Consider the following 26,490-nt stretch of genomic DNA (forward strand, 5'->3'; position numbering starts at 1 on the left):
ACGAAGTAAGGGAAATTTACTATTGTGTAAGAGAATTAGGAGTTAAGCATAAATAGCTAGTTTTTAGGATTAAGTCGGTTTCTTTTGGGCTAATTTGGTAAGAATTATATTGGGTATTACTCAATAGTCAGTGATTTATAATGCGATAAAAATCTACAAAGGTAAATTTTATGGAGATAAATTCTTACTGTTTAGTTTATGGGGTGAATATACAGTAGCTCTATCATATTTAGATTTGTTTTTTAACATAAAAAACTGTGTATTTCAAAGAATTTAAATTTTTATTTTTTGTGATATGCTTCATGTATAGCAAACCAAAAAGATACATAACGTTAATGTTTTGTTATGTTTAGTGAGCTAGCTATAGTTTTTCTTATGCTACTTTAAAAATTCAGTGTTTTTTGTCGATTGTAACAAAAAGACTATTGATATAAGCTATTGATATTTAAGATATCAAAATGATAATATGGGAATAATTTCTCTTTTTTACTTTGTTTTACACTATTTGTGTGTTTATCGTATTGTGTGTATTCATTTTATGAATATCGGTTTCAAAAATCATTAATACTGTTACAGTATTAAATTATTCTGTTTATTTCCGTTATTTTTAGATTATTTATCGGGTAAATAAGGTTAATTTAGGTTTAAATTTTGTGGTTACCTGCGGGACTATGTTTGCCTAGAACAACAACTATTAATTGTTAAATGCTTTAATTTATTGAAAGTAAAGGAAAATCCTCATTTTTAAGGCATTTTGTGATTATGATAATATTTAGTTACATAGTTGCAATGTCATTTTTGGATTAGTTGAAACTAATTATATTGCTAGTATATCATCCCTCTCAAGATATAGGCTGAATCGTCGTTAATACATCCAAATGGCTATATCATAAATAAAGATAACAATAGAAAAACACAGAGAATCACCTGCTGATTTTTTATTTCATTAATAATATAAGTTGAAGCGAGAATGTTTATGAATACAAAATATCCTGTCGCTTGTGCAGTTGGACAAAAAATTAAATCGTTAAGAAAGTCTCAAGGCTATACTGTTTTTCAGTTAGCTAAAGAGATTGATATCAGCGAGCAACAACTATTCCGTTATGAACGTGGAGTAAACCGTATAGATATCGACTGTTTAGTAAGAGTACTGAAAGTATTAGATGTAAATATGGGGGAATTCTTTAGTGAAGTCCTTCAAGATGATACCCATGCAAGTGAAGATAAAGAATCTAAAGGGTTTGACGACTCTATTTATTCTCTTATCTAACTATTGATTATATATGTTCCAAAGTGGAACTTAATTAAGTAATCTAGAACTTAATTGTTTCAATTAAGAACATTATATAAATAGACATTGAGAACTTTCTCTATTGTACTATCAATAAATACTGCATCTGTCATTATTTATATACTATGAAATAAAAGCCCTCTCATGGGCTTTTATTTTTTTATGGTCAGAAATACCGAATATCATATGAGTGGAAATAAAAAATTACTGGATGCTCCAGAGATAATAAAGTGAAAAACAATGATTTTAAGTAAATATATTGATATAGGGGATGTCAATGTCAGCTAATTCATACTCCCATAATTCATGTTGTAGCGCTTTTCGTTAAGGCGTACTGATTATGTCCACTTACGCTAGTTACGTATTTCCTATGTTCCTAGCGCCTCGTTGACTTGGTCTTCTAACTACGCCTTGAATTATTTAGAGTATATAATCAAAAATGGCGTTTAGATTTTTACTAGCTATCCTCTAAAGGTATTGGCTCTAATACCACCGTGACTATCCGTGAACCAATCATCTCACTGATCCTCATCTGTAAAGACGTCAAGCTAATTACCATGCCCTGCGTTGGTTCTCCAGTTGAGATACTATAAATAAACTGATCTAGCGTTTGTATGTTCTCATTATCAATTTGAATGCCATAAGATTCATAAATTTCATCAAGCCTTGTTGTTCCTTTTAGGCTAAGCCCTGTTGATGGTAGCTCTATAGGCATTAACTCGGAAGAAATCTTTTCAGAGAATAGACGCTCGAGAAAAAGACGATTTTCAGGTTTCAGGACGACAAATAAATGATCATTGGCAAGTAACTTTGTTGAACCTCTAGGAGGAAGAACGCTCTTACCGCGAGTGATCATGGCAATAACGGTTTGGTCAGGTAAAGCCAATTGTGATAAACGGCGGTCAACAGCAGAGCAATCTTCACCTAAAGTATATTCGACAAGATCTGCATCAATTTGATCGACAGCTGTGATATCAAGCGTTGCGGCTGGAAGAAGAGGAGGGGGCTGCATCAAATTCAGTTTGCGGGCGACATAAGGTAAAGTTGAGCCTTGTAATGTAGCCGATATTAACACCACAAAAAACACCACATCAAAAATTAGATTTGCTCCAGGTAAGCCATAAATAAAAGGAAAGATGGCTAATATAATAGGGACAGAGCCGCGCAGACCAACCCAAGAGACTAATGTGATCTCTTCGCGATTGAACCCAAATAATTTTAACACAGGAACAACAGCAATTGGGCGAGCAATAAAGGTTAATACCAGTGCAATAACTAGCCCTTCAAACCACACTTCCAGTAATGAACTTGGGTTGACTAACAAGCCTAACATGACGAACATGATAATTTGGCTTAGCCAAGCTAACCCATCATGAAATAAGAAAGTATTGCGCTGAAAAACAAAACGAGCATTACCGATAACGACGCCAGTTACAAAAATTGATAAGAAACCACTACCTTGTAAATTGCTTGCAATACCAAAGGATAGTAAGCCACAAGCTGCTACTAATACAGGGTAAAGTCCTGTGGCCAGTAATTTAATCTTATTAATAATTTTGATCGATAGCCAGCCAACGCTTAGACCAACTAAGGTACCAATCCCCATTTGACTGATAAATAATAATAGTAGCTCGCTACCTGAAGCTTGCTGGTTCATTAGTAATTGTAACAGGCCGACGGTTAAAAAAATTGCCATCGGGTCGTTAGTGGCACTTTCAATCTCTAAAGTTGATTGCAAACGTTCATTAAGATAGATCCCTGCATTACGTAATAATGAAAAAACGGCAGCGGCATCCGTTGACCCCACAATTGCGCCAAGTAAAAGGCCTTCAAGTAGCGGTATACCTAAAATGTACGCCGCAGCTAATCCTGTAATACCTGCGGTGACTAATACACCAAATGTAGCGAGAGTGAATGCGGGTTTCCAAACAAGGCGAATAGATTTCACCGAAGTTTGCAAACCCCCATCAAATAAGATCAGTGCTAATGCTAGAGAACCAACGGCATAAGAGACGTTAACATTGTTAAACGCAATTTGGCCAATGCCATCTTCCCCTGCTAGCATGCCGATGAATAGGAACATAACCAGCATTGGCAAGCCTAGCCGAGCCGAGAGTTTACTGGAAAAAATACCCAGTAAGATGAGTATAGAAGTGAGTAATATTAACTGTTCAATTGTTAGCATAATCAGATTTAAGTTAGGGGGTGAGTAACACGCTGATAATGTATCATTGTTGCGAGTAAGGTCATCAGCAATGAAAATAAAACAATTAAGATAGTACTATGGCTGAAAACACAATAATTTTAATTTAATCGTTATATCACTATGATTATACAACAGATAAAAACAAATAAATTGACATATAACTGTATTTTTAAATCAGATGATGTCTTCATATGATAATTTTATTGACTAATTAATAATGTTTAGTACTTGAATTCCTTTAATGATTAATTTATTTAATGTATTTTGATTTTTTGTTTATGTGATTATATTAATTTCATGCTAATCAATCAATTATGTTCTAGTGTGGTTTCTGCATGATAGGATGAGTGAACAATAGTAGGAGAGGGAGAGGAGAAAAATGACCGATAAGTGCGGTTCATACCGGTCATTGTGTTATCAATGATATCTTGCCCTTTTAGCGAGATAATCACCGATCATCTGCATTCCTTGTACAATGATGACCAATGTCACAACGGTAATCGCCATCGCAACATTATCAAAGCGTTGATAGCCATAGTTAAGTGCTAAATCGCCAACACCACCACCACCGACAGCACCTGCCATTGCTGTTGCGCCAACGAGTGTGATACTGGCAGCCGTTAAACTTAGGATCAGAGATGATTTGGCCTCAGGTAAAATAAAGTGCCAAACAATCTGCCAATTGGTTGCTCCCATAGCATCAGCCGCTTCAATAATCCCCGAATGAACGCTTAACAAAGAATTTTCAATTAAACGTGAAGTATAGGGAGCAATATAGATCACTAAAGGTACGATCGCTGCGGTTGTGCCGATTGAAGTGCCAACCATCAGTCGAGTAAGAGGGATCATAGCGACTAATAAAATAATAAAAGGCAATGAACGAATAGTGTTAATAATTGGGTTGATAATGCGGTATATCCATTTGTTTTCCCATATACCATCAGGTCGAGTGACCACTAAAACGATACCTAACAAAATACCTAGTAATGAGCCAATCACCAGCGCAATAGAAACCATGGTAAAGGTTTCGGACATTGCGAGGAAAAATTGTTTACTGGTTAATGCCGTATCAAACCATTGTGTCATAGAGCCCCCTTACTGACTGCAACGCCACGCTGGCGCAAAAATTCAATGCCATCACGAATATTGTTTTCTTCACCAACAATTTGTACAAACATACTGCCTAAAACTACGCCACTGATTTCTTTCATGTTGGCAAATAAAATATTAATTTTTACTTTATCTTGTAATATCAGCTCATTGACCACGGGCTGTTGTGCCGAAGCACCTAAAAACTCTAAGCGATAAACATTGTGTTGATGCTCTAAATTATCTAATACGCGTTTAGGTATTTCCTCATTGAGTACTGTACGCACAAATTTCTGTGTTGTCGGTTGTTGCGGGTTTGCAAATATATCGAGGACTGAGCCTTCTTCAACAACACGACCATTTTCCATCACAGCTACGCGGTGGCAGATTTGTTCAATCACTTCCATTTCATGAGTAACTAATAAAATAGTAATTTTTTGCTCTCTATTGATTTTTTTGAGCAATGATAAAATCGATAATGTGGTCTGTGGATCTAATGCCGATGTGGCTTCGTCACATAATAAAATTTTGGGATTATTAATTAATGCACGAGCAATACCCACTCGTTGCTTTTGTCCACCAGAAAGCTGCCCCGGGTATTGATGTTTTTTATCGCTCAGTTCTACATAAGCTAAAATATCATCAATACGTCGTTCGATTTCTTGTTTACTCACACCAGATAACAGTAATGGCATGGCAATATTTTGGGCAACAGTCTTGGTTTCTAATAAATTAAAATGTTGAAAAATCATGCCAATACTTTTTTTATGAGCTCGAATTTCTGCCGCACTGTGATGTGCGATATTTTGCCCATTAATGATCACTTCACCTGAAGAGGGTTTTTCTAGCTGATTCACTAAGCGGATCAGAGTACTTTTACCCGCACCGCTATAGCCAATAAAACCGAAAATTTCACCTTCATTAATTTGTAAATTAACATTTTGCAGTGCGGTTAGTGACTGGCCTTCTTTTTGATAGATTTTTTCGATGTTTTTAAATGTAATCATAATTACTCCACACTATCCGCTTGGGTGATCCGTAAGCGATAAGGGAGTGCTGGTTGCCACTCATCTCCTAGTAGTTCAGCTTCAGTACTGTCTTTCACCTGTTGCAAGTGTTGTTGTTGATGAGCAAGATAAAGCTTAGCAGCAATATGCTCTGCAAGTTTTAGTGCGCCAGTATTGGTATTAGGGATTAAACCAATAATCGGCCCCATGCTGAGTGATGCCGCTAAATTAAAGCAATACAGATTACTTAATTCAGATAGATGACAGTTTTCTTTTGGCAGAAACTCAAAGTTAGCACCTAAATAAGGATATAAAGCAAATTCACTGTTCTCTTCATCGCTAGGAGGACTATAAACTTCTCCCCATGTACGAATAAAAGGGGTAACTTTGCTAAATGCAGTATGTTTCTGCCAGTTTAAGCGGTAGCCAGTGGCTAAGATCAGATAATCAGCAATATACTCGCCAGTGGTTGTATCAATATGCAGTTTATTATTTTTTACTGTGATCTGCTTGATTTGAGTATCGAAATTAAAATAAGCATTATCATGGCAAGATACTCTCAGCGTGCTGCCATGCGGTGCTGGAGTCTTGGCTTTAACAACATAGTCGCTGTAATGCCATTTTTGAGCGTCAGTAAATTGACTATAGGCTTCGGTAAACCCAGGGTTTCCAGCAACTTTACCGCGATTAACTCTTGGCATATCTTTCGCTCGGATCAGTAATTCAACCGAGCGAGCACCGTGTTCTAATGCAGTAGCTGAGCTATCCATTGCACCAGCGCTGTAGCCAACTACAGCAATATCTAATCCATTGAAACGGCTATAATCACTCCCTGCGTAAGAATGTTCCCAATAATGATTAGGAATAGTATCCATAAATGCAGGAATATTAGGTTCACTGAATGACTCCATACCTGTGGCAAGGATCACATGTTGCGCTTGATAGCGTTGTTCTCCGTCTGGCGTCTTAAAAGTGAGTATATAACCTTGTGCACTTAATTCAGTATCAATTAATTGATATTGATTCAGTACATAAGGTGCGGTCATTTTTTTGAACCATTGAAGATATTCGCCCCATTGCAGGCGTGGAATTTTATCTAGTAAATCCCACTGTTCATCACCGAACTGTGCCTTAAACCAAGCTTGAAACGTCAGTGAAGGTGAGGCAAGTGCGGGGCCAACAACATGTTTTGGTGAACGTAATGTTTCCATTAACGCAGGGGTTTGCCATGGACCTTCTCTTCCTGCAACGGCTTGATCAAATACAACGGATCCAATTCCTTGTAATTTAAGAGCAAAAGCGGCAGTGATACCTGACATTCCAGCGCCAATGATCGCTACATCCAATTGATGATGCGAATGATTTGGCGTTAATGACCAATTTGTTAGCGGTAAATTAAGGTATTGCAAATCACGACGAATTTGCTCTTCCAGAGCCTTTAAACCATTATACGAGGTCATTGGTTTACTCCTTATTTTCTTCGATTTGAAATGGCTCACCTAAAGAAAGCATCAAACGGTTTGCCCAAGAGAAAAACGCAGTAGACTGAATGAGATCGAGTAATTCGAGTTCAGATAATCCCAATTTCCTCAATAAAACAATTTGCTGATGGTTAGCTTGTATCGGTGTAGCAGAAAGCGCAGTTGCTAGGTCGGTGATTGCGGTTAGGCGCTCATCGAAACCGTCGGCAAGTGCTGAGCCAACTGGTGTCGCTAATAACTTTTCAACATCAGTACGACGATCTTTAGCGTATTGACTGGCTTTACGTGCATGAACTGAAGCACAGTAAATACAACCATTAACTTTACTTGCTGCTGCTGCGGCAAATTCACGCTCCCAGCGAGGTAGGCCACCGGCGGTATAAAAAACACCGCGATCAATTAAGGTACGAATTTCCAGAATTTTGCTTTGATGAGCAAGCAATAAAAAATATTCAGAGTTTAGTTGTCCAAACTTTTTCATCACTTGTGTTTCGTCGGCATCAAGAGTTTGAGGATCACGAGCGTTGAGCCATGCTTCCCAACCAAGTTGTTCTTGGGTGAATGCGGTTGGAGAAGGTTTTCCTTGATGTGTTTGTGGGTGATTATTCCACTGCCCAGCAGTAATCAAGGGTGTGTGAATATGTGATGGCTCATGCTGTTGTAGCAATCGCAATCCTTCTATCAAGCGAGCTTGGTAAGTAACAAAGGTAATTAATTGAGCGAGTAAAATGATGTCACTTTCAATCCACCCATGGTGAGTTAAAGCATTGAGTAGCTGATAATCAGTTTGTTTGGGGTGGTTAACCAGTGTTTGTAAATATTTTTCGGCAGCTTTAAAGGCGGGATCAGTTAAATTGAGGGGATGCTGACCTAAAGATTGCTGATAAAAATACGCCAGTGTTGCACTACCTGTTTGCTCGGCCACAATACTCGCGAAGTGATATTTTATTTCAGGTGTTAAACGAGAAGAATCTACGGAAAAAATAATATCAAAAGCGGCTTGAGTATTGTCAGTCGCAGCTGCTCGTTCATTTCTGGTAATTGCTAAATTTGACTCTGGTGTTAGTTCAATGAGTTCATTAATTAAATCATTATTTGGAATAGACATCTTACAATTCTCTTTATATACATTTTTATCTTATTTATTCATTACATAACAAGAAACCCATTATTCGAACGAACAAATCGCTATATCCATATTCCTAAATGTTATTAAAATGGCTTTATATATAATATTAGTAATAAGTTATAGCGATATGTTATAAATCAGATGAAATAATTATGATTATACTGACCCTATTATTTACACAGGGTCGTAACATCATGTTGAAACAAAAAATAAAATATTTAGCTTTAGTTGCCACAGCAGTGATTGCATTGGCTGCATGTAATGATAATAACGAGAAAAATAACCCAAATAAGAAGGAAATAACCATCGGCTTTGGCGTTGGTAATTATATTGATCAAGTCGAAAAAGGAATCGTTCCGATATTAGAAAAAAAAGGTTATAAAGTTACCTTGCGACAATTTTCACAAAATAGGCAAATAAACCCCGCATTTGAAGAGGGATCCATTGACGCTTCAGTAAATCAAAGCCGAGCTTATATGGAAGCGTATAATAAGAAAAATAATATCAATATGGTTGCCTTAGCAGATTCCCCAAGCGCACCACAAAGTTTACGTTCTAACAAACATAAATCATTGAATGAAGTAAAAGATGGTATGATTGTCGCATTATCTAATGATCCGGTAAACGCAGAGCGTGGAGCTCGAATTTTAGAGCAATTAGGTTGGATAAAAATAAAGCCTAATACCAATACATTAACTTTTAGCGTGAATGATATAGAGCCTGCTAAATATAATTTAGATATCCGTGAAACAGATGCTGCGCAAGGTCTACGTTTATTAGATGATGTTGATTTTGTTGTGGTAAATGGTAACTATGTTGCGAGTGCAGGCCAGCGTATTGCGGATGGATTAGTGATTGAAGACTCGCCTTTAGAGCATCGTGTTATTGTGACAGTAATGCAAGATAATGTGAACTCTCAATGGGCAAAAGATTTAAAAGATGCTTTCGAGTCAAAAGAATATGCGGATTATATTCGTTCACAACGCATATATGATGGCTTTATTGAGCCTGAAGTATGGAATAAGTAACTAACAAAATCCTAGTCTACTTTTTATTGTTAATTATGGCCACCTAGTATGTTATTAGGTGGTTTTTTATTATTTTAATATGGTTGGAAATAACAGTGATGTAATATGAAAAATATTCGTCTTGTATTGATGGACAAAGTGTTTATTTTTAGTTAATTAATAAAGGCATTGCTATACTTCAGATAGTCGTGCTTTGGGTGATGAAGTTCACCGGTTGTCTAGCTATACATCTCATTATTTTAAGTATAAAAATAATAACTGAGCAAATACATCGCAAAAGGGAAAATCTATGTCTAACGAATTATTGAATGCCCTAAATTTATTAAAGTCAAAAAAGTGGGTCGATTTAACACATAGTTTTGATCAAGATTCACCACGTTTTTTTATGTTCGAAGCAGCGAAATTTCAGACATTATTCGATTATAAAGATGGTTTTTTTGCACAGCAATTTACTTTCCCCGGTCAATATGGCACGCATATTGATGCTCCATGCCATTTTGTACAAGGGAAACGTTATCTACACGAGTTAGAGCTTAAAGAGTTAGTTTTACCTTTGATCGTCATTGACCAATCACAGCGCGCTAAACAAGATCCAAACTTTGCTTTTTCGCGAGAAGATGTGCTTGATTTTGAAAAACAACATGGACAAATTGAAGCCGGAACTTTTGTTGCGTTGAGAACCGATTGGAGCCATCGCTGGCCATCACAGGAAGCAATGGATAATAAAGATACAGAGGGTAACAATCAAATTCCAGGTTGGGGAATGGATGCATTGACGTTTTTATTTGAAGAACGAGGTATTAAAGCGATTGGTCATGAGACTTTTGATACCGATTCAGCCCAAGATTTTCGGCGTAATAATGCTTTGCAAGGGGAATATTATGTGTTGGAACAAGATACATATCAGATTGAATTAATGACTAATCTTGATAAATTACCAACCCGAGGTGCTGTGATTTTTAATTTGGTCGCCAAACCTAACAATGCCAGTGGTTTCCCTGTTCGTTCTTTTGCAATCTTACCTTAAATTTAATTATCTAAATTTATCAGTGAATTATAGTCGTCACACACCGTGCCGCAGCCGTGTTGGCTGCGCGCACTCGCACGAGTCAAACACCTCAGTAGGCTTCTAGCTATATCTAGAATTATTTAGGATACGATAATAAAAGGCTGGCTGATAAATTTATCTTACTCCCTCTTAATTTATCCACTTCTATCGCATTTTTATGAATATCGTTCCTTAGAGCGATAGTCAGGTTTGGTAATTTGTTTCTATATTAACAAATAGACCCGTCATACTTCGAACTACAAGGTTTTCCGCTAAGGTATGGTGACTACGCAGATGTGAGTTAGTCGCATAATTTTTCTGTTCCTAGCTACATCTCGAATTGTTTAAAGTAAAAATTAACTTTGTATTAAGCATGAGTCGCGATAGGAGAGGGTATGGAAGCAAGAACCGTTGTTATTACAGGTGGTGGTACTGGAATCGGTGCTGCTTGTGCTCAGCTATTTACTCTTCAAGGTGACAAAGTTTTTATCATTGGGCGCCGTGCAGAACCCCTACAAAAAATTGCTCAAGAAACAGGCTCAATAGCCATTGTCGCTGATGTTTCTACTGCAACATCATGGGATGAGAACATTTTGCCACAGATTCAACAGTACACAGATAGAATTGATGTATTAATCTGCAATGCAGGAGGAATGGGGCTAGGGACGGTTGAGGATATGAGCGACCAACAATGGCGGCAAGCCATATCCGCTAATCTAGACAGTGCATTTGCTAGTATTCGTGGATGTTTACCCTTTTTAATACGGAATCAAGGCAACGTACTTTTCATTGGTTCATTAGCGTCTTTAGCTGCTGGCCCTGAAGCTTGTGGTTATGTTACAGCAAAGCATGCACTAATTGGACTCATGCGTTCTGTTGCTCGTGATTATGGAAGACAAGGGGTTAGAGCAAATGCAATTTGTCCCGGCTGGGTAAAAACACCAATGGCGGATGCAGAGATGCAGCCATTGATGGAACAACATCAGTTTTCATTGGATGAGGCTTATCGATATGTTTGCCGTGACGTGCCATTACAACGTCCAGCAAGTGCAAAAGAAATTGCTTTAGCATGCAAGTTTTTATGTTCGGCGGACGCTTCGATTATTACTGGTGCAGCACTGGTTATTGATGGTGGTGCAACAGTTGTCGATTTACCTACTCTCGCTTTTACCTAAGGAGCTATTATGATTGAAGAAGCTGCATTTATCCAAGTGGGCGCATTATCAGATGGTTTTGCACCGGATAGCTATATTTTAGAGGTCAGTAATAAATTAACAGGTAAGACATTTCAATTAAATTTTGCAGATACAATGCAACAAATAGCAGTCTCTTTTCCTGCTGATCAACAAATTAAATGGAAAGATGCTATTGTTGGTTGTAGGATTACTTCTATTCGGCCTGGGGTTTATTTTGTTAATTTTATTTCACCTGAAGATTGGCGTGTAGGGATTACTATTATTATTAACGAGCAAGATAATAACTGTGTCTTGCTTCAAGGCACTTTACCCACGGAAACTGATATACGTATTTCAGCCTTTAGTAAGGTTGAGCAAAATCTGCCATTAACGGATGTTAAAATCGGCATTCAATTTGGAACCCTTGATAATAAGCAAGGACAAGCACCGACTTATACCGCAGAGCTTATTGGTATGCGTAATATGTATACTTATAATCCTAAAGAGCGTTATGAGCATGTTTATCTGAATGAACAATTCTATGCGTGGCATTGTTTGGATGGTGTTGAAAAGGGGTTAGCGGATGTTGACCGTTGTCATTACATTAAAATATCAAATAATCTGTATTTATTTATCTGGCGTGAAAAAATTATCCCAACGTTAGGTATCATCTTGATTGACCTTAATGAAATGAGAACAGATGGTGGAATTATGGGGTATCAAGATCAGGGATTTAGTTCCATTAGTTTATTCCCTGTGGGGGCGCATGCAACGATATTAAATAAAACCGATTACCCTAAAGCGTAATCATTGTGATATTTCAAGTCGTAATGCTTTTCGTTAAGAGGGGCTGATCGTATATCCCATGCCTCTGAGCGAGTGACTTATTTTGTATTTAGCTGTGCTTATTATTATTTTAAATATAGATTGCCACTCGCAGCATATAGTGAGTGGCATCGTTTAATTAAATATTAATAATATGTGTAATAAGATATTAATTACTTACAGCATTAACGTTTTTTGTCAATTTAATTTTTATTCAAGATAAAAAGATACATCAATACTTCCACGGTACGCACCTGCTTTTACATTCCCATTTTGGCAAAGATTAAAGTATAAGTTTTGGCGTAAATTTGTAGTGGTAATATCTCCTAGTTTAATGCGGTCATAGTAAACTAATGCATCACTGTGACCATTTCGACAGATATCTGATGCCGGTGGTACCTTAGTGGTTACAATATAAGGGCGCTCAGTTGAGTTAGCTGAATTTCCTGACAAAGAATCCAAAGCCATTCCGGCAAGATTCGTACTTGATGTTGTTCCTGTACTATTTTGACCATGCAATTGCTGATTAGCCGATAACACCATAAGTAATTTGCCAGTTGTCACACAATCTAATGACAGTGTGGCGGGGCGGGTTTCCAATAGTTGATTGGCTTTATAACCAGCCAATTGATTGTTAAATACAATATTGGTTGCAGTCATCGGTTTAACAATACACGAATCTAAGGCTTCGATACTTAGAGTGCTATCATTTAATAATTGTGTATCTGCTGATGCCCATCCATATATAGAATATAAGTTACTATGGCCGAACCGTAATTGTTCATCAGTTGACAGTCTATAACGTCCTTTTGTTATCGTTGTCGGAGCTCCTGATTCGGAGCTAGCATAAGCAGAAAAACTGCTAATATCAGCTGTAATATTTCCTGTTCTATTCCGTGAATCAGGAATAAAATATTTCTCAATTGTAGAAGTATTATTTTCAAGCTTCCAGCCTAAAGAGTTTGTTTGATATAAATTACCACTTATTGTTCTTGAACGCTTAATAACAGCTCTTTTTGTGACATATGAGTAATTTGTATTATAAAATGAAGCGGATACAGTACCATTTAGAAGTAATACAATAATTTTATTTGGATCATTTTCGTTAATAAGTCTAATACCTGGGGCTCCTTCATACTTTGGAAAGTTGGAATTAATATAGCCACCACTTAGTGTTGAAAATTGTAAGTAAACAGCATTGCTTGGAAGCATCGGGTAGTTAACGTTAGGATCCTGCAGCGGAGACGTGCTTGAATAGTGCCACGAAGGGTGATAGCTCAAAAAAGCAGACTTTGCTGAAGGGTATAACTCTCCCAAATAGCCTGATTGTCCAGCTCGAACAGTGAGTTTATCCGCTGCTAGTGCTGGAAATTGTGTAGCAAATAGCAATGTGAATAGCAAGCTTGATGCTACACTGGATGAAAATGGAAAATAGGATTTTATTTTTTTCATGGTTATTCTCTTATCCGTCATTTGGCTTTAATGCTCTTTATTTACATTCAGCTATTAGCGTTCTAACTGGTGAATCAGCAGTTACCGCTATACTTTCTAATGATGTGTAACTAATTGAACATTGATCACCTTGATTACCCCATTTAATGTTTAGTTTTCCGGAATTAGGTAATCCACTCATGTACAACTGATTATTAGAACCAACGATACCTGTATTAATATCATCATCTTTATCGGCAGAAATAAGCGTTGCAATGGCACCGAATGGTGGTATTTTACCTGCTGTACTAATATGAATGATGGCTTGGTAGCCAATTTTGGTTTTAAAGTTACGTTTGATAATTGCACCTTCAGTTGGGTACACCATCATTGATGTATCTTTAAAAGTAATATCATCTGGTAACGTATTGACGTTGACAGAAATTTGGTTTGCTGTATTGCTCGCTAATTGTGGAATAATCGCATTACCAAAGCGGTCAAACTTGGCACCCATTGTTAGCTCTGCGCCTTTAGCACCATCAGCGGTAATAATAGCGACGGTATCTCCAATATTCGGGGACAATGAAATCCCATCAGAGTGAGCGATCATTCCACCACTCATACTTACGTTCATTGTGCGGTTTGTGTCAGAGTAACTGTAACCAGCTGAGAGCGTTGAATTATCTGCTGAATATGTACCATTTAAGCTACCACCGTAGTTACTTCCTTGACTATTGTAGTTTTGGTACAAACCGTAACTGAATTTATTTTCTAATGCACTTCCTGTCAAACCTGCTTGATTTCGTGTTTCGCCGTGGTTATCAATGCTAATACCGTAACGAGCGCTCATCGTTTGAGCCATTTCATTATTAGTCAGTAAGCTGAAGGGCACTGTAATATCTAAAGAAACCACACGGTTTTCAGGCCATGAGTTGTTGTAGCTTTTTACTCGGTCAACCATATAACTTAAGCTATAAGATATGCCTTTGTAATTATTATTGTATGACATACCGACAGAGGTATTTGAGCTTTGCCCACCCCAATTCTTCAATTATGATACGTGTTTGGCTTAAACCGACGCCTGCTTGAGTAGTAAATGAAAGAGTCAATAAGGTAAAAATTAAGAATTTTAATTTTATCATTTTTTATTTCCTTTATAGCAGGCAGTATATTGATACTGCCTGCTCAACTAGCTAATTAACTAAAGTAGTTATTAGTCGTATGCAACGCTAAAAGTAACTGGAACATTTAAACTCTGAGCGACAGCATCTTTAGAAGTTGCATATAAACCAGCTGTAACTTCAACGATATAGTCGTTATCACCTAAAATTTTCAGGTTATTGATAGTTGTTTGTGCGTTAGGTGCTAATTCAGTTGTACCTGCTTTTAGTTTAACGCCAATTTGTGATGCTTGAGCATCAGCAAACATATCAGAGTGACCCGCTAAAGCTTCACCACTTGTTAGGATTGAAACTTCTGTTGCAGTTGTATCATCAGAATAAGTTTTAGTACATTTATTTAATACTAAGTTAAAGTTTGATTCTGCTAATGCTTTATTGATATCAGTAATTTTTTCGATTGAGTGAGTACCTAAATTTACTAAAGATTTAGAAGCACTGATATCACATGTTGCTGCTACTAAGCGCGCGTTAAAATTAACAGTAGCATCTTGCGCTGCGAATGTTTGAGAAGATAGAGCTGCAACCGCAAATGTACCAATTAAAGCAATTTTATTTAATTTCATGATGATCTTCCTAAGTATGTGAAAAGCTAAATTTAAAATATATATTTACTTGTTTTTTTTGTGTTTCTATTAAATATAATTAGGTTAAGTAGTTTAACTAGGGCCTTGTTCCTTTTAATAATAATTATATGGGCTCCATTCCATATTTTATCAGTAACCGTTAATGTTGAATTTAATTAAGCAATATTAACGTCGAACCTACTTCACTTAGTGAAGTGTTTATTGTTATCTGATACAAATATTTAACATGCTCTAATTAATACCCCTTAATGATGCAAATATTTAATATGTTCTAATTGATATTTTTATAGTAAAAACACTTAGTGATTAACATATTGCGTGTTAAACTGGAATTAAATATGGCCCACTCGTTATTTAAGTAAACACATTTCAGTCAATGGATAAGAATTTTTTTAATCGGTTTTGTCTATTGATTTAATGATGAAACTTGACAAAACATTTAAAAATTTGACTTTGTAATTTTATAAATTAACAAGATATGTGAGTAGTTCTTTTTGGAATGATGATGGGATTATCATATATTTTAAGTTTATTTTATTTGTTATTTTTTTAATTTAAGATTGATATTTTCATTTTGTTACACTATCGTTTTTTTTGAAATACATTTAGTTATAGGTGTTTGTTATACACTACTATTGTGAACACAGTAAATATACATAGTGGAATCTCTCCCTAATATGTCATCAATAAATAAAATAGCTTGGGTTTATTTTCTAATACAGTAGAACTTAATAATAGTGATCTAGATGTGCTAGGCATCAATATGATAGAAATGTGCAAAGATGTGAGGTGTTTATATTGCATGTTGATTTTATTTATAGAGTGGTAAGCGTTTTCTTAATCAAAATGTCCAAATATTTTAACAAATTAATATAATATGGACGAGTAGCTATACTTTCTTATGATATAAATTTTCGGAACATTCATTATGTATGTTCAGTGCATTCGAATTAAATATCAATAGGTTAGCTCGCCATAAAGTCCATCATTTATTCAAAAAGACTCAGCTTATGACATTATAATGAGTGAAAGTGATAGTAGTTAAGTGATAGTAGTTAAGTGATTTAGTTACCTCTTTAGATAATTATGCTATAGCTTGTAAAGTAGTTGCCAATTGCTGCTTGCAAAGGGAGTTCATTTTTATGGATAGCTTACCGTCAATTTTACGTTAGTATTAGTGAAATTTTTGTGTTTTTAATATACAAGGATAGGTAAAACAAAGTTACATGCTGTATCTAACACAGATTTATTATTGACATAATGATGAGGTGAGTATGACAGATGCATGGTGGAAAGAAACGGTTGTTTATCAAATTTATCCCAAAAGCTTTTGTGACGATAATGGTGATGGAATAGGCGATCTAGCAGGGATCATAAAAAAATTAGATTACATACAAGCTCTTGGGGTAAATGTTATTTGGCTATGCCCTATTTTTAAATCACCGATGAAAGATAATGGTTATGATATTTCTGATTATTCAACGGTTGATCCTATTTTTGGTGATAATGCGACGTTAGATAAGCTAATTGCGGAAGCAAAAAAGCGTGGCATAAAAATACTCCTCGATTTAGTTCTCAATCATTCATCAGATGAGCATCCATGGTTTAAAGCTGCACTCGCCGACCCAAATAGCCGATATGCCGATTACTATACATTTATAGAATGGGATAAATCGACCCCCCCTAACAATTTACGTAGCTATTTTGATTGCTCGGTATGGACGCATGTTCCAAACACTCATCGTTGGTATTTTAATTCTTTTGGGCCAGAACAGCCGGATCTTAACTGGGAAAACCCACAATTACGTCAAGAAATTATTGATATGATTAATGTGTGGATAAAAAAAGGAGTCGCGGGTTTTCGTATTGATGCGATTGGTAATTTAAAAAAATCACCAGAGGCACTTTCAGTTCATTATTTTGCACCTGATCATGAAGATGGTACCGCCTCCCTGATCCCTTGGGTTGTCAATCAACCTGGGATAGATAAATTTCTTAATCAACTTGCAGATAATACTTTTCGCCCCGCCAATTGTATGACTGTTGCTGAAATTGATGTTCCTGAAAAAGATCTCTATGACTATGTAGGAGAACATGGCTATTTTTCGATGGTATTTGATTTTAGCATTGCAAATCTTGATATTGATGAACAACCACCTTTTACATTAAAGCCAATTACTGGAAAACGGTTAAAGCCAGTTTTTATAAAAAGTCAGCTTGATACCCAACGGGTAGGTTGGGGGGCTCCATATCTGGAAAATCATGATCAACCACGTTCATTAAATAAATTTCTGCCAAAAGGCACTGAATCATCTTTAGTTGCAGCAAAAATGTTGGCGACTTTTTTGTTGATGCAACGTGGTACGCCATTTATTTATCAAGGACAAGAGATTGGTATGACTAACTGTGCCATGTCGATAGATGAGCATGATGATTTACATGTTTTTAAATTATATGAATGGGGATTACAACATAATTATGATCAGCAGAAGATGATAAGTTATTTTGCTGCACGTAGTAGAGATAATGCAAGAACGCCATTCCAATGGAATTCAGACTTGCACGCAGGGTTCACTTCTGCATCACCGTGGCTAAAAATCAATCCTAATTACACAACCATTAATGCTCAAGAACAGCAACAGCAAGCAGATTCTCTTTTTTCATTCTATCAACAGCTTATTTCTCTGAGATTACATTCTGAGATCAGAGACATTCTTATTCATGGTACTTTTATAGCGCTTGAGGCACCAGAAAATGTTATTGCCTACCGTAGAGTATTAAAAGATCAATGGGTAAATATTTATTGTAATTTCAATGATAAAAATGAGAAGGTTAATAGTCATATAAATAAACTATATTTGAGTAATATTAAAGATTTAAATATTGAAAGTGAACATATTGTGCTAAACCCTTACCAAGCGATCATTTTTAAATGACTATCTATTTATGTAAAAATAAAGCGGCAACCTAAAATATGGGTTGCTGAAAAATTAAAATCTATAATGTAGATTACTGTTTATTTATGTTGGGTTTAGTTTTAATGTAAAAAATATTCGAATTTTTAAATAACAAAAAAAACACACTATAATATTAACTGTAAAGTGGATGTGATTAGTATGGTAGTAGTTTAATCACATTTGTTTTTTTAATGCATTGATAATAAATGGAAACTTTAAACTCACAAATGGGGTTTTTAAGGTGTAATAACTTAAGGTGACTAATTGGGATGAAGTTTTAATAACTTATAAACTTCTCACTTTATGCTGAAAAGCTCTTGTAAATTAATATGCAAGGTTAGCTTTAGCGAACCTAACAGGCATTACGGTTATTTAATTTTTTAGAATAAGTACGGAAGTAGTTGAAAGAAAGTTTTAGTTCGTTTCGATAATCTTTTTTATACATTACTGATTTATAATTTGAGGATAAGTTTTTCATGAGAATATTTTTGCTCTGATGTACTGATATTTATGTGCTAGTTTAACTCAAACAAGTAAAACAAAGTTGTCAGCGGCTTAATTATTCTAGTAAGAGATATAACATCATGATTAATTAGGACGATATTCGACAATCATAAAGGGGATATTGATGATATGGCAAATATTCACACAAAGCCTATTGCTTGTCATAATAAATTTCATTCAATGATAGTTGTATTCCTCCTTTTCAACCAAAAAGGAAGATGAACAATGGCAAATGTTAACTTTAAATTAAGCGCGGGGCATTCAACGCCATTAGGCTGTGTGGCCGATAAAAATGGCGTCAATTTTGCACTTTATAGTGAAAAAGCTGAAAGAGTAGAGTTATGCTTATTTAGCCAACAGGGTGAAGAAATTCGTTATGACTTAATACGTGATGATAACCATATCTGGCATGGCTATTTATTGGGTGCTACAGCTGGTCTTCATTATGGTTATCGAGTGCATGGCCCTTGGCAGCCAGAACAAGGTTTGCGTTTTAACCCTAATAAACTACTGATTGACCCCTACAGTCGAGCTGTGAGTAGTAAAGTACAAGATGCACATCTATTTATTGATGGGATAGATAGTAGAAATGTAATTGATAATGGAAGCATTGCGCCTAAATCGATTGTTACACAAGACAATTATGATTGGGGGGATGATGAATTACTAAATACGCCGTGGTCACAGACGATCATTTATGAAGCGCATGTACGTGGCTTGACTCAATTACACCCTGATATTCCACAAGAGATCCGAGGTAGCTATGCGGCTATTGATCATCCAGTAATGATTAGCTATTTAAAACAACTGGGTATTACTGCTATTGAATTACTGCCCATACAATTTCACCTTGATGAGCCTCGTTTGCAAAAATTAAATTTAACCAATTATTGGGGTTATAACTCGTTAGCGCCATTTGCGATTGAACCGACATATTGGTCTGGTCGAGCTAATACCTCACCGCTAAACGAATTTCGAGACATGGTAAAAGCCTTACATCGTGCAGGTATTGAAATTATTTTAGATATTGTCTTCAATCATACCGCCGAATTAGATCTTTTAGGCCCCACATTGTCATTTAGAGGTATTGATAACAGTACTTATTATTGGTTGCAAGATAATGGTGATTATCATAATTGGACGGGGTGTGGAAATACACTGAATTTATCTCATCCAATGGTGAAACAGTGGGTGATAGATTGCCTACATTTTTGGGCAAATGAGTGTCATGTTGATGGTTTTCGTTTTGATCTAGCAACAGTACTCGGTAGAACGCCTGAATTTTCCTCAAATTCCCCATTATTAAGAGCAATTACTCAAGATCCTGTTTTATCCAAATTAAAACTCATTGCTGAACCATGGGATGTTGGGACTGGCGGTTATCAATTAGGTAACTTTCCGACTCCATTTGCGGAATGGAATGACCGTTTTCGTGATGATATCCGTCAATTTACCTTAAATAAAGGTGTCCCTTTAGGTACATTTGCGAGCCGCTTCGCAGGCTCTAGTGACATCTATCAACAGAGCCAGCGCTTACCTTATGTCTCTATCAATAAAATTACTTCTCATGATGGTTTTACTCTTCAAGATGTTGTGAGCTTCAATCATAAACACAATCAAGCTAATGGAGAAAGCAATACTGATGGTAGTAATAGTAATCACAGTAATAACCACGGTTTTGAAGGGATAACTGACGATCCTCAAATATTACAAAAAAGATCTCAAAGCCAACGGCATTTATTGACCTTTTTGATGTTATCACTGGGAACACCGATGTTGCTAGCTGGTGATGAACAAGGAAATAGCCAACAAGGAAATAACAATGCTTATTGTCAGGATTCTCCTGTAAGTTGGATTAATTGGCAAACAAGAGACGAAGAGTTGATCCAATTTACAAGTCGGTTGACAGCTTTAAGGCATAAAATAACCGCTCTAACTGAAGGTGAATGGTGGACAGGAAATTTTTCTAGTGAAAAGAATGCCGCTGATGTGGTTTGGCTCAATCAACATGGAGAGCCATTAACACCTGAACAATGGCAATGGCATGAAATATTACCGTTACAAATATTATTATCTGGTAAGTGGCTAATAATTATTAATTTTACAGAGCAGAACCAGCATATAACACTCCCCGCTGGTCATTGGGTGAACAGTGAGCCTTTTCTCTGTTCTAGTGAAATGATTGAAAAACACCAAAGTAATCCAAGAAATATTGATGTGTTAATTAATAATAATTTTAATCATTAAGTTTTTTGAGGGGGTTATATGCCAGAAAAGTTATTGGCTCAATCACAATCAAACTCTGCGCAACGTTTAATGTTAGCAAGGCAGTTACCTAATAAAACGGTGGCGTTGATCCTTGCTGGGGGGCGAGGAACACGCTTAAAAGCACTGACTAATAAGCAACCTAAGCCATCATTATTTTTTGGTGGAAAATTTAGAATTATTGATTTTACATTATCAAATTGCATCAATTCAGGTATTTACCGCGTAGGGGTGTTAACACAGTATTATTCGCATTCATTGATCCAACATATTCAAAGGAGTTGGTCATTTCTGAATGATAAAGCCAATGAGTTTATTGATATTTTACCTGCTGAGCAAAAGCAAGGGAATGATGGATGGTACCAAGGTACTGCTGATGCCATTTTTCAAAATTTAGATATCATTAGGCATTATCAAGCAAAATATATTTTGATTTTAGCGGGGGATCATATCTATAAGATGGATTACTCGCAAATGTTGCTCGACCATGTCGAAAAAGGCAGCAAATGCACGGTGGCTTGTATTGAAGTACCGCGAGATGAAGCTTCTGGATTTGGAATTATGGATATCGATGAAAACGAACGTATTATTCAATTTATCGAAAAACCAGAAAATCCACCATCGCTGCCTAGCAAACCTGATACTTCATTAGCCAGTATGGGAATTTATGTTTTTGATGCGCAATACCTATATCAATTACTGAAAGAAGAAAACATTCTTATAGAAACTCATCATGATTTTGGTAAAGATCTCATCCCAAAGGTAGTCGCACAAGGGGTTGCATGGGCACATCCATTTGCTCGTTCATGTGTCACATCTAATTTTAATGAAAAAATTCAGCCATATTGGCGTGATGTCGGCACTATCGACTCTTATTGGAATGCGAATATTGATTTAGTGTCTGCTGCACCTGAACTAGATATGTATGACCATAATTGGTCAATTCGTACAGCAATGTACCCGCTACCCCCCGCTAAATTTATTCAAGGTAGTTCAGGAACACAAGGTATGGTCATTAACTCGCTAATTAACTCTGGTTGTATAATTGCGGATTCAATGATTACTAACTCAGTTATTTTTCAAGAAACAAATATTGATGCTTTTTGCCAAATTGATTCTTCAGTGTTACTCCCTAAGGTACGTGTAGGGCGTGCTTGCCGCTTAAAACGTTGCATTATTGATAAAGGTTGCCATGTGCCAAGTGGATTGGTGGTAGGCGAAAATAAAGAAGAGGATGAACAGCGTTTTTATTGTTCAGAGGGTGGAGTGGTACTGATTACGCAGGAAATGTTGGCACAGCTTTGATGGTATAGAGGAATAAGATGGATAGGGAGAAAAGGGAAATGCATATCCTATCGACTTATTCTGAATTATTTCTCTCTGTTCGTACCATTTAGAAATGTATCGATTGCATTTAGTTGTATGATTTTTGTTTTTGCCACTGATATTTGTTGGCATGGGGGTATTGAGTACGAGTGAAATATACGATACCACCAATACTACCCCCAAAGATACGTTTATACCAGTATAGATTGGTTTAGCTAAGTTTAGTGCGATGCATTGCTGTGATTGGTTTTTTTGGAGGGTTTGTTTAGGTATGGATAGCTCTATTTAGTTGCTAATGGCGTCCCCTGCAGGAATCGAACCTACAACTAGCCCTTAGGAGGGGCTCGTTATATCCATTTAACTAAGGGGACTTTACCGCTAATGCCGCAGTGGTTGGCATTCTACTTCTGACTTCCTGTTGAATCAAGTTGTTACGTGGAATTTCTTTTATCAGAAGCTGCAAAAAGAGCTTTTAGTTGTTTTTTTGCTCAAGTGATGTTTTGGTTGACTGGTTAGATAAATAAGTTGTATGTGATAATTGGATAAATGAGAATTATACGTGTAAATCATAGTAATACTTAAAATAGTGTGCATTATCACTATGAATCTTCTACATTTTTGTGTTTCTTGCCCGATAAAAAGTGATTCTTACCTGTTTAATCACATTTCTTATAATGATGGATGCCATAAATAAGGTATAGTTAACATTATGGTTGCTTAGTTGTTCTTAGCACTCAAATTGATTAACAATTATATCTGTTTGGTTTTAATATAAACATATTAGCTTATAATTCGTAGAAAAGTGCCATGGCTGGTGGTGCAGGGGATGGAGAGTATTATGAAGTTTCGCATGAGTGGCGTTCTTCTTGCGGGAGTTTTGCTTGTTGGATGTTCGAGTTCAATAAACCCTGAAACTCAGGAACGTTCGGATCCGCTTGAAGGTTTTAACCGAGCGATGTTCAATTTTAACTACAATGTGTTAGACCCATACGTTTTAAGGCCTGTTGCAGTGGCTTGGCGTGATTATGTACCGATGCCTGCACGTAATGGTTTAACCAACTTTTTTGTTAACCTTGAAGAACCAGCCAGTATGCTGAATAGCTTCCTACGAGGCGAAGTCAGCCAAGGTTTTAAACATTTTAATCGCTTTTTCCTCAATACCGTTTTCGGAGTGGGGGGGCTTATCGACGTAGCTTCAATGGCAAACCCTCAGTTAGCGAAAGAAGAACCTAAACGTTTTGGTAATACTCTAGGTTACTATGATGTTGGCTATGGCCCATACGTCGTGTTACCGGGCTACGGTAGCTTTACGGTACGTGAAGAGGGGGGTAACTTAGTCGATGATCTATATCCGATGTTAAGTTATTTGACGTTCTGGATGTCAGCGGGTAAATGGGCGCTTGAAGGTATTGAAACCCGTTCACAATTACTCGATTCTGATGGTTTATTGAAGAACTCTTCAGATCCGTATTTGTTAATGAGGGAAGCCTATTTCCAACGTAATGATTTCTTATCGAGTGGTGGGGAATTAAAAGCGACGGTGAATCCTAATGCATCGGCAATCGAAGGTGATTTAGATTCTATTGATTAGTCTATGTGATTAACGTTATCACTCTCTTTTGTCATCAGACATTAGAGAGTGATAAAGATGTTATTCATTGCCTCGGTTTCCTCGAGAAGTTATTGCATCTACTAGTGCGATGACGCCTAATACGCCAATAAAGCCAACAGTAAATAAAGTTCCCATACTTTTCTCCTATGTGCTCATATCTGCCTCTTTATGATTAACGCTCGGCGTGTTAATGATGGCTTAACGTTAATGTGTTTTGCCCATACATCTATGCTGCCATGTTGAGCTATACAATAAACTTATTGTACATAGCGTTATGACAAGAACATGCAGGGTGTTGTGATGTTATGAAAAAGAATTGCAAAACTATTTACAACGAAATGGGTGTTTAAAAACAAATTGAAATAGTTTTACAGTGGTAGGCGTGGTGTAGGGACTGTTAACAGTTAATTTACAAGCCAGCCATAATTTAATTTATAGATTTATCTGGGCAGATGTCAAGTGCAACTCAGGCGAGAACTGCGTTTTCAAGGCTTTTTACGTAGTAGTAGGTAGGATATTTTGCTACCTTGATGATGATAATGTGCTTTCAATGTAGAAAATCAGGTTAATGCCAGTGATTTATAACTTAAAAATGAAGTTTTACAGATAGAAAAAGGTTTATTTGTATTTGGGAGAAATAATAACAGGGGGGATGCCCCTGTTATTTATGAGGTTCATATCAATTAAAATGTATAGTTGAAGTTTACGCCATACAGCCAAGCTGAACCTTCAGATTTAAACTCGTAGGCTGGCAGTGGCACAGCTGCGCTCTCGCTGAGTTTTTCGGAGATATTCACTTTCTTGCCATACATATAAGAGATACCAAGGTCAACGGAGGCGTTTTCATTAAATGCATAGGTTGTACCCGCACTTAACCAGTAGCGATCTTGGTCAGGAATAGAAATTGAGCGATATTTAGTTGGTACAGGGCTTTCATCGTAGGCAATACCGGTACGGAATGTCCAATTATCATCATAGAAGTAGGTGGTACCTAAAGCAAAGCGCCATGCATCTTTAAAGTTTTCTGCTTTGTGGAATAATAGTTCATTATCACTACTACGGTATGCGGTAAGATCTTTAAATTCACTCCATCCCGTGTAGGCAACGCTATAGTGTAATGCCCACTTTGGTGCAACTTTATGGTAACCAGAGAACTCCCAAATATCAGGTAAGTTCAGATCAAGTTTCCCTTTGATTTTCTCACCACCAGTTCCCACAAGGCCACCTGGTAGAGGCCCGCCATTTGGTAAACTAGTTGGTAAATCGTTTGAGTATTTACCATCTTCAAATTTGACCTTAACCTTTGAACGATAAGTCAAACTAAAGCGGTTATCAGGGTTTAATTCATAGAGGATCCCTGCGTTCCAGCCATAGCCCCAATCGTCACCCGTTAATTTAGCCATAGTGGTACTAGGCGACATGGGCAATGGGCTGATTATACTCAAATCCCCCGCATGACGTGTAATTTCTGCATCTGCATAAACAGCATCAACACCTAAACCAAAACTAAAGTTATCATTTAAGCGGTAAGCACCACTTAAGTTTAAATTCACGGTTTTTAGGTCAGTTTTACCGCCGATAGGGCCTGCGGCATAGTTTTTGTTGAAATCAGTTGCGAGCCCAAAGTTTGTCGTCATTGAGGTACCCACTGCCCATTTATCATTAATAGGGAAAATAAAGTGAGCATTAGGTACTACCGCACTTGGTGCGATATCATTCGCATTTAAATTACTACCGAGTGGGGAGGCTCCACGGCCTTTAATATCAACACTCGGATCAATATACACCGCACCAACTGAAAGAGCAGGACGATCAAATAACATCATCGCTGCTGGGTTACGACTACCTTCACTTGCGTTATCGCCGATTGCACCTGCCCCAGAAAATGCACGTCCTAGCGCAGATGTGGAATATTCATTAAGCAAAAAACCAGCGGCTCCAGCGTTAGATGAAATCATTGCCACTGCTATTGCCAAAGCTGATCGAGTAAATAGGTTTTTCTGGCTCATGACCAAAACCCTCTTGTTTATTATTTATATTAGGCGACTTCTATCGCAAGAAGCGCAGAATTGTAGGGTCGCTTGCCTTTATGACAAATCAGACCAGTTACTAGAGTATAGGTCTGACCACCTTATGTGTTGCAAGTATGTTTTACAATTATCTCTGAATTGTTTTCAAAATTGCGATGTGTTTAACAAAATTGCAACATTGAATGGTGCCAATTTTACTTATAGCTGTAATTTATGGGGTTAGATCAAACTTATAGCAGATAGTCGGTGATAGCTTTGGTATACACTGGTTTTTCGCTGTTTTTCGGCGTTATGATAGCAGCTTAACAGTTTGTTGATTTG

Annotated in this window: 18 protein-coding genes and 1 tRNA gene; 9 read left to right on the forward strand and 10 right to left on the reverse strand. The window is 36.8% G+C overall.

Annotated elements, in window-relative coordinates:
- Nucleotides 1-976 precede the first annotated feature (976 nt).
- Nucleotides 977-1,270, forward strand: a complete 294-nt coding sequence (locus JI723_RS07575) for a helix-turn-helix domain-containing protein (protein ID WP_070928815.1) — start codon at nt 977-979, stop codon at nt 1,268-1,270.
- Between the two features lie 478 nt (nt 1,271-1,748).
- On the opposite strand, the gene JI723_RS07580 is transcribed toward JI723_RS07575, so the two are convergent.
- The 5 genes from JI723_RS07580 to JI723_RS07600 all read right to left on the reverse strand — a co-directional run bounded on the left by JI723_RS07580 (nt 1,749) and on the right by JI723_RS07600 (nt 8,182).
- A complete protein-coding gene (locus tag JI723_RS07580; protein WP_272579896.1) occupies nt 1,749-3,476 on the reverse strand; it encodes a potassium/proton antiporter in 1,728 nt (575 codons plus the stop codon).
- 438 nt (nt 3,477-3,914) lie between these two features.
- Nucleotides 3,915-4,583: a methionine ABC transporter permease gene (locus JI723_RS07585; RefSeq protein ID WP_070928809.1), complete on the reverse strand. Its 669-nt coding sequence runs from the start codon at nt 4,581-4,583 to the stop codon at nt 3,915-3,917.
- Entirely contained in the window at nt 4,580-5,593 is a 1,014-nt protein-coding gene (locus tag JI723_RS07590; RefSeq protein WP_140183126.1) for a methionine ABC transporter ATP-binding protein, read from the reverse strand. Before JI723_RS07590 ends, JI723_RS07585 begins: the two co-directional genes overlap by 4 nt.
- A gap of 2 nt (nt 5,594-5,595) precedes the next feature.
- Nucleotides 5,596-7,053, reverse strand: coding sequence for an FAD-dependent oxidoreductase (locus JI723_RS07595; protein WP_337979898.1), 1,458 nt, complete (start codon nt 7,051-7,053; stop codon nt 5,596-5,598).
- Nucleotides 7,054-7,057: 4 nt separating this feature from the next.
- Entirely contained in the window at nt 7,058-8,182 is a 1,125-nt protein-coding gene (locus JI723_RS07600; protein WP_140183128.1) for an alkylhydroperoxidase domain protein, read from the reverse strand.
- Between the two features lie 215 nt (nt 8,183-8,397).
- Here JI723_RS07600 and JI723_RS07605 point away from each other — a divergent pair, with 215 nt between their 5' ends.
- From JI723_RS07605 to JI723_RS07620, 4 genes are all read left to right on the forward strand, one after another.
- Nucleotides 8,398-9,231 (forward strand): MetQ/NlpA family ABC transporter substrate-binding protein, encoded by an 834-nt coding sequence (locus JI723_RS07605; protein WP_233445746.1) that lies wholly within the window; start codon nt 8,398-8,400, stop codon nt 9,229-9,231.
- A gap of 289 nt (nt 9,232-9,520) precedes the next feature.
- Nucleotides 9,521-10,258 carry a cyclase family protein gene (locus JI723_RS07610; RefSeq protein WP_140183130.1) on the forward strand — a complete coding sequence of 246 codons (738 nt, stop codon included), beginning with the start codon at nt 9,521-9,523 and terminating at the stop codon, nt 10,256-10,258.
- A 416-nt stretch (nt 10,259-10,674) separates the two neighbouring features.
- Nucleotides 10,675-11,454: an SDR family NAD(P)-dependent oxidoreductase gene (locus JI723_RS07615; RefSeq protein ID WP_272579898.1), complete on the forward strand. Its 780-nt coding sequence runs from the start codon at nt 10,675-10,677 to the stop codon at nt 11,452-11,454.
- Between the two features lie 9 nt (nt 11,455-11,463).
- A complete protein-coding gene (locus JI723_RS07620; protein WP_272579899.1) occupies nt 11,464-12,261 on the forward strand; it encodes a MoaF C-terminal domain-containing protein in 798 nt (265 codons plus the stop codon).
- Nucleotides 12,262-12,489: 228 nt separating this feature from the next.
- Here JI723_RS07620 and JI723_RS07625 read toward each other — a convergent pair whose 3' ends face one another.
- The 3 genes from JI723_RS07625 to JI723_RS07635 form a co-directional block, all read right to left on the reverse strand.
- A complete protein-coding gene (locus JI723_RS07625; RefSeq protein WP_272579900.1) occupies nt 12,490-13,731 on the reverse strand; it encodes a hypothetical protein in 1,242 nt (413 codons plus the stop codon).
- Nucleotides 13,732-13,768: 37 nt separating this feature from the next.
- Entirely contained in the window at nt 13,769-14,761 is a 993-nt protein-coding gene (locus JI723_RS07630) for a fimbria/pilus outer membrane usher protein (protein WP_272579901.1), read from the reverse strand.
- A gap of 162 nt (nt 14,762-14,923) precedes the next feature.
- Complete coding sequence (locus tag JI723_RS07635; RefSeq protein WP_272579902.1) at nt 14,924-15,454, reverse strand: fimbrial protein; 531 nt, start codon at nt 15,452-15,454, stop codon at nt 14,924-14,926.
- A 1,295-nt stretch (nt 15,455-16,749) separates the two neighbouring features.
- Here JI723_RS07635 and JI723_RS07640 point away from each other — a divergent pair.
- The 3 genes from JI723_RS07640 to glgC all read left to right on the forward strand — a co-directional run bounded on the left by JI723_RS07640 (nt 16,750) and on the right by glgC (nt 22,506).
- Nucleotides 16,750-18,411 (forward strand): alpha-glucosidase, encoded by a 1,662-nt coding sequence (locus JI723_RS07640; RefSeq protein ID WP_337979899.1) that lies wholly within the window; start codon nt 16,750-16,752, stop codon nt 18,409-18,411.
- Nucleotides 18,412-19,161: 750 nt separating this feature from the next.
- Nucleotides 19,162-21,183 carry a glycogen debranching protein GlgX gene (gene glgX, locus JI723_RS07645; protein ID WP_337979900.1) on the forward strand — a complete coding sequence of 674 codons (2,022 nt, stop codon included), beginning with the start codon at nt 19,162-19,164 and terminating at the stop codon, nt 21,181-21,183.
- A gap of 18 nt (nt 21,184-21,201) precedes the next feature.
- A complete protein-coding gene (gene glgC / locus JI723_RS07650) occupies nt 21,202-22,506 on the forward strand; it encodes a glucose-1-phosphate adenylyltransferase (RefSeq protein ID WP_272579905.1) in 1,305 nt (434 codons plus the stop codon).
- Nucleotides 22,507-22,823: 317 nt separating this feature from the next.
- Here the strand turns inward: glgC and JI723_RS07655 are convergent.
- Nucleotides 22,824-22,898, reverse strand: a tRNA-Arg gene (locus JI723_RS07655).
- 467 nt (nt 22,899-23,365) lie between these two features.
- Here JI723_RS07655 and mlaA point away from each other — a divergent pair.
- Nucleotides 23,366-24,118: a phospholipid-binding lipoprotein MlaA gene (gene mlaA / locus JI723_RS07660; RefSeq protein ID WP_070929162.1), complete on the forward strand. Its 753-nt coding sequence runs from the start codon at nt 23,366-23,368 to the stop codon at nt 24,116-24,118.
- A 704-nt stretch (nt 24,119-24,822) separates the two neighbouring features.
- On the opposite strand, the gene fadL is transcribed toward mlaA, so the two are convergent.
- On the reverse strand, nt 24,823-26,148 hold the full coding sequence (fadL, locus tag JI723_RS07665; RefSeq protein WP_337979901.1) for a long-chain fatty acid transporter FadL: 1,326 nt from the start codon (nt 26,146-26,148) through the stop codon (nt 24,823-24,825).
- Nucleotides 26,149-26,490: the final 342 nt, after the last annotated feature.

The organism is Providencia manganoxydans (assembly GCF_016618195.1).
GTDB lineage: Bacteria > Pseudomonadota > Gammaproteobacteria > Enterobacterales > Enterobacteriaceae > Providencia > Providencia manganoxydans.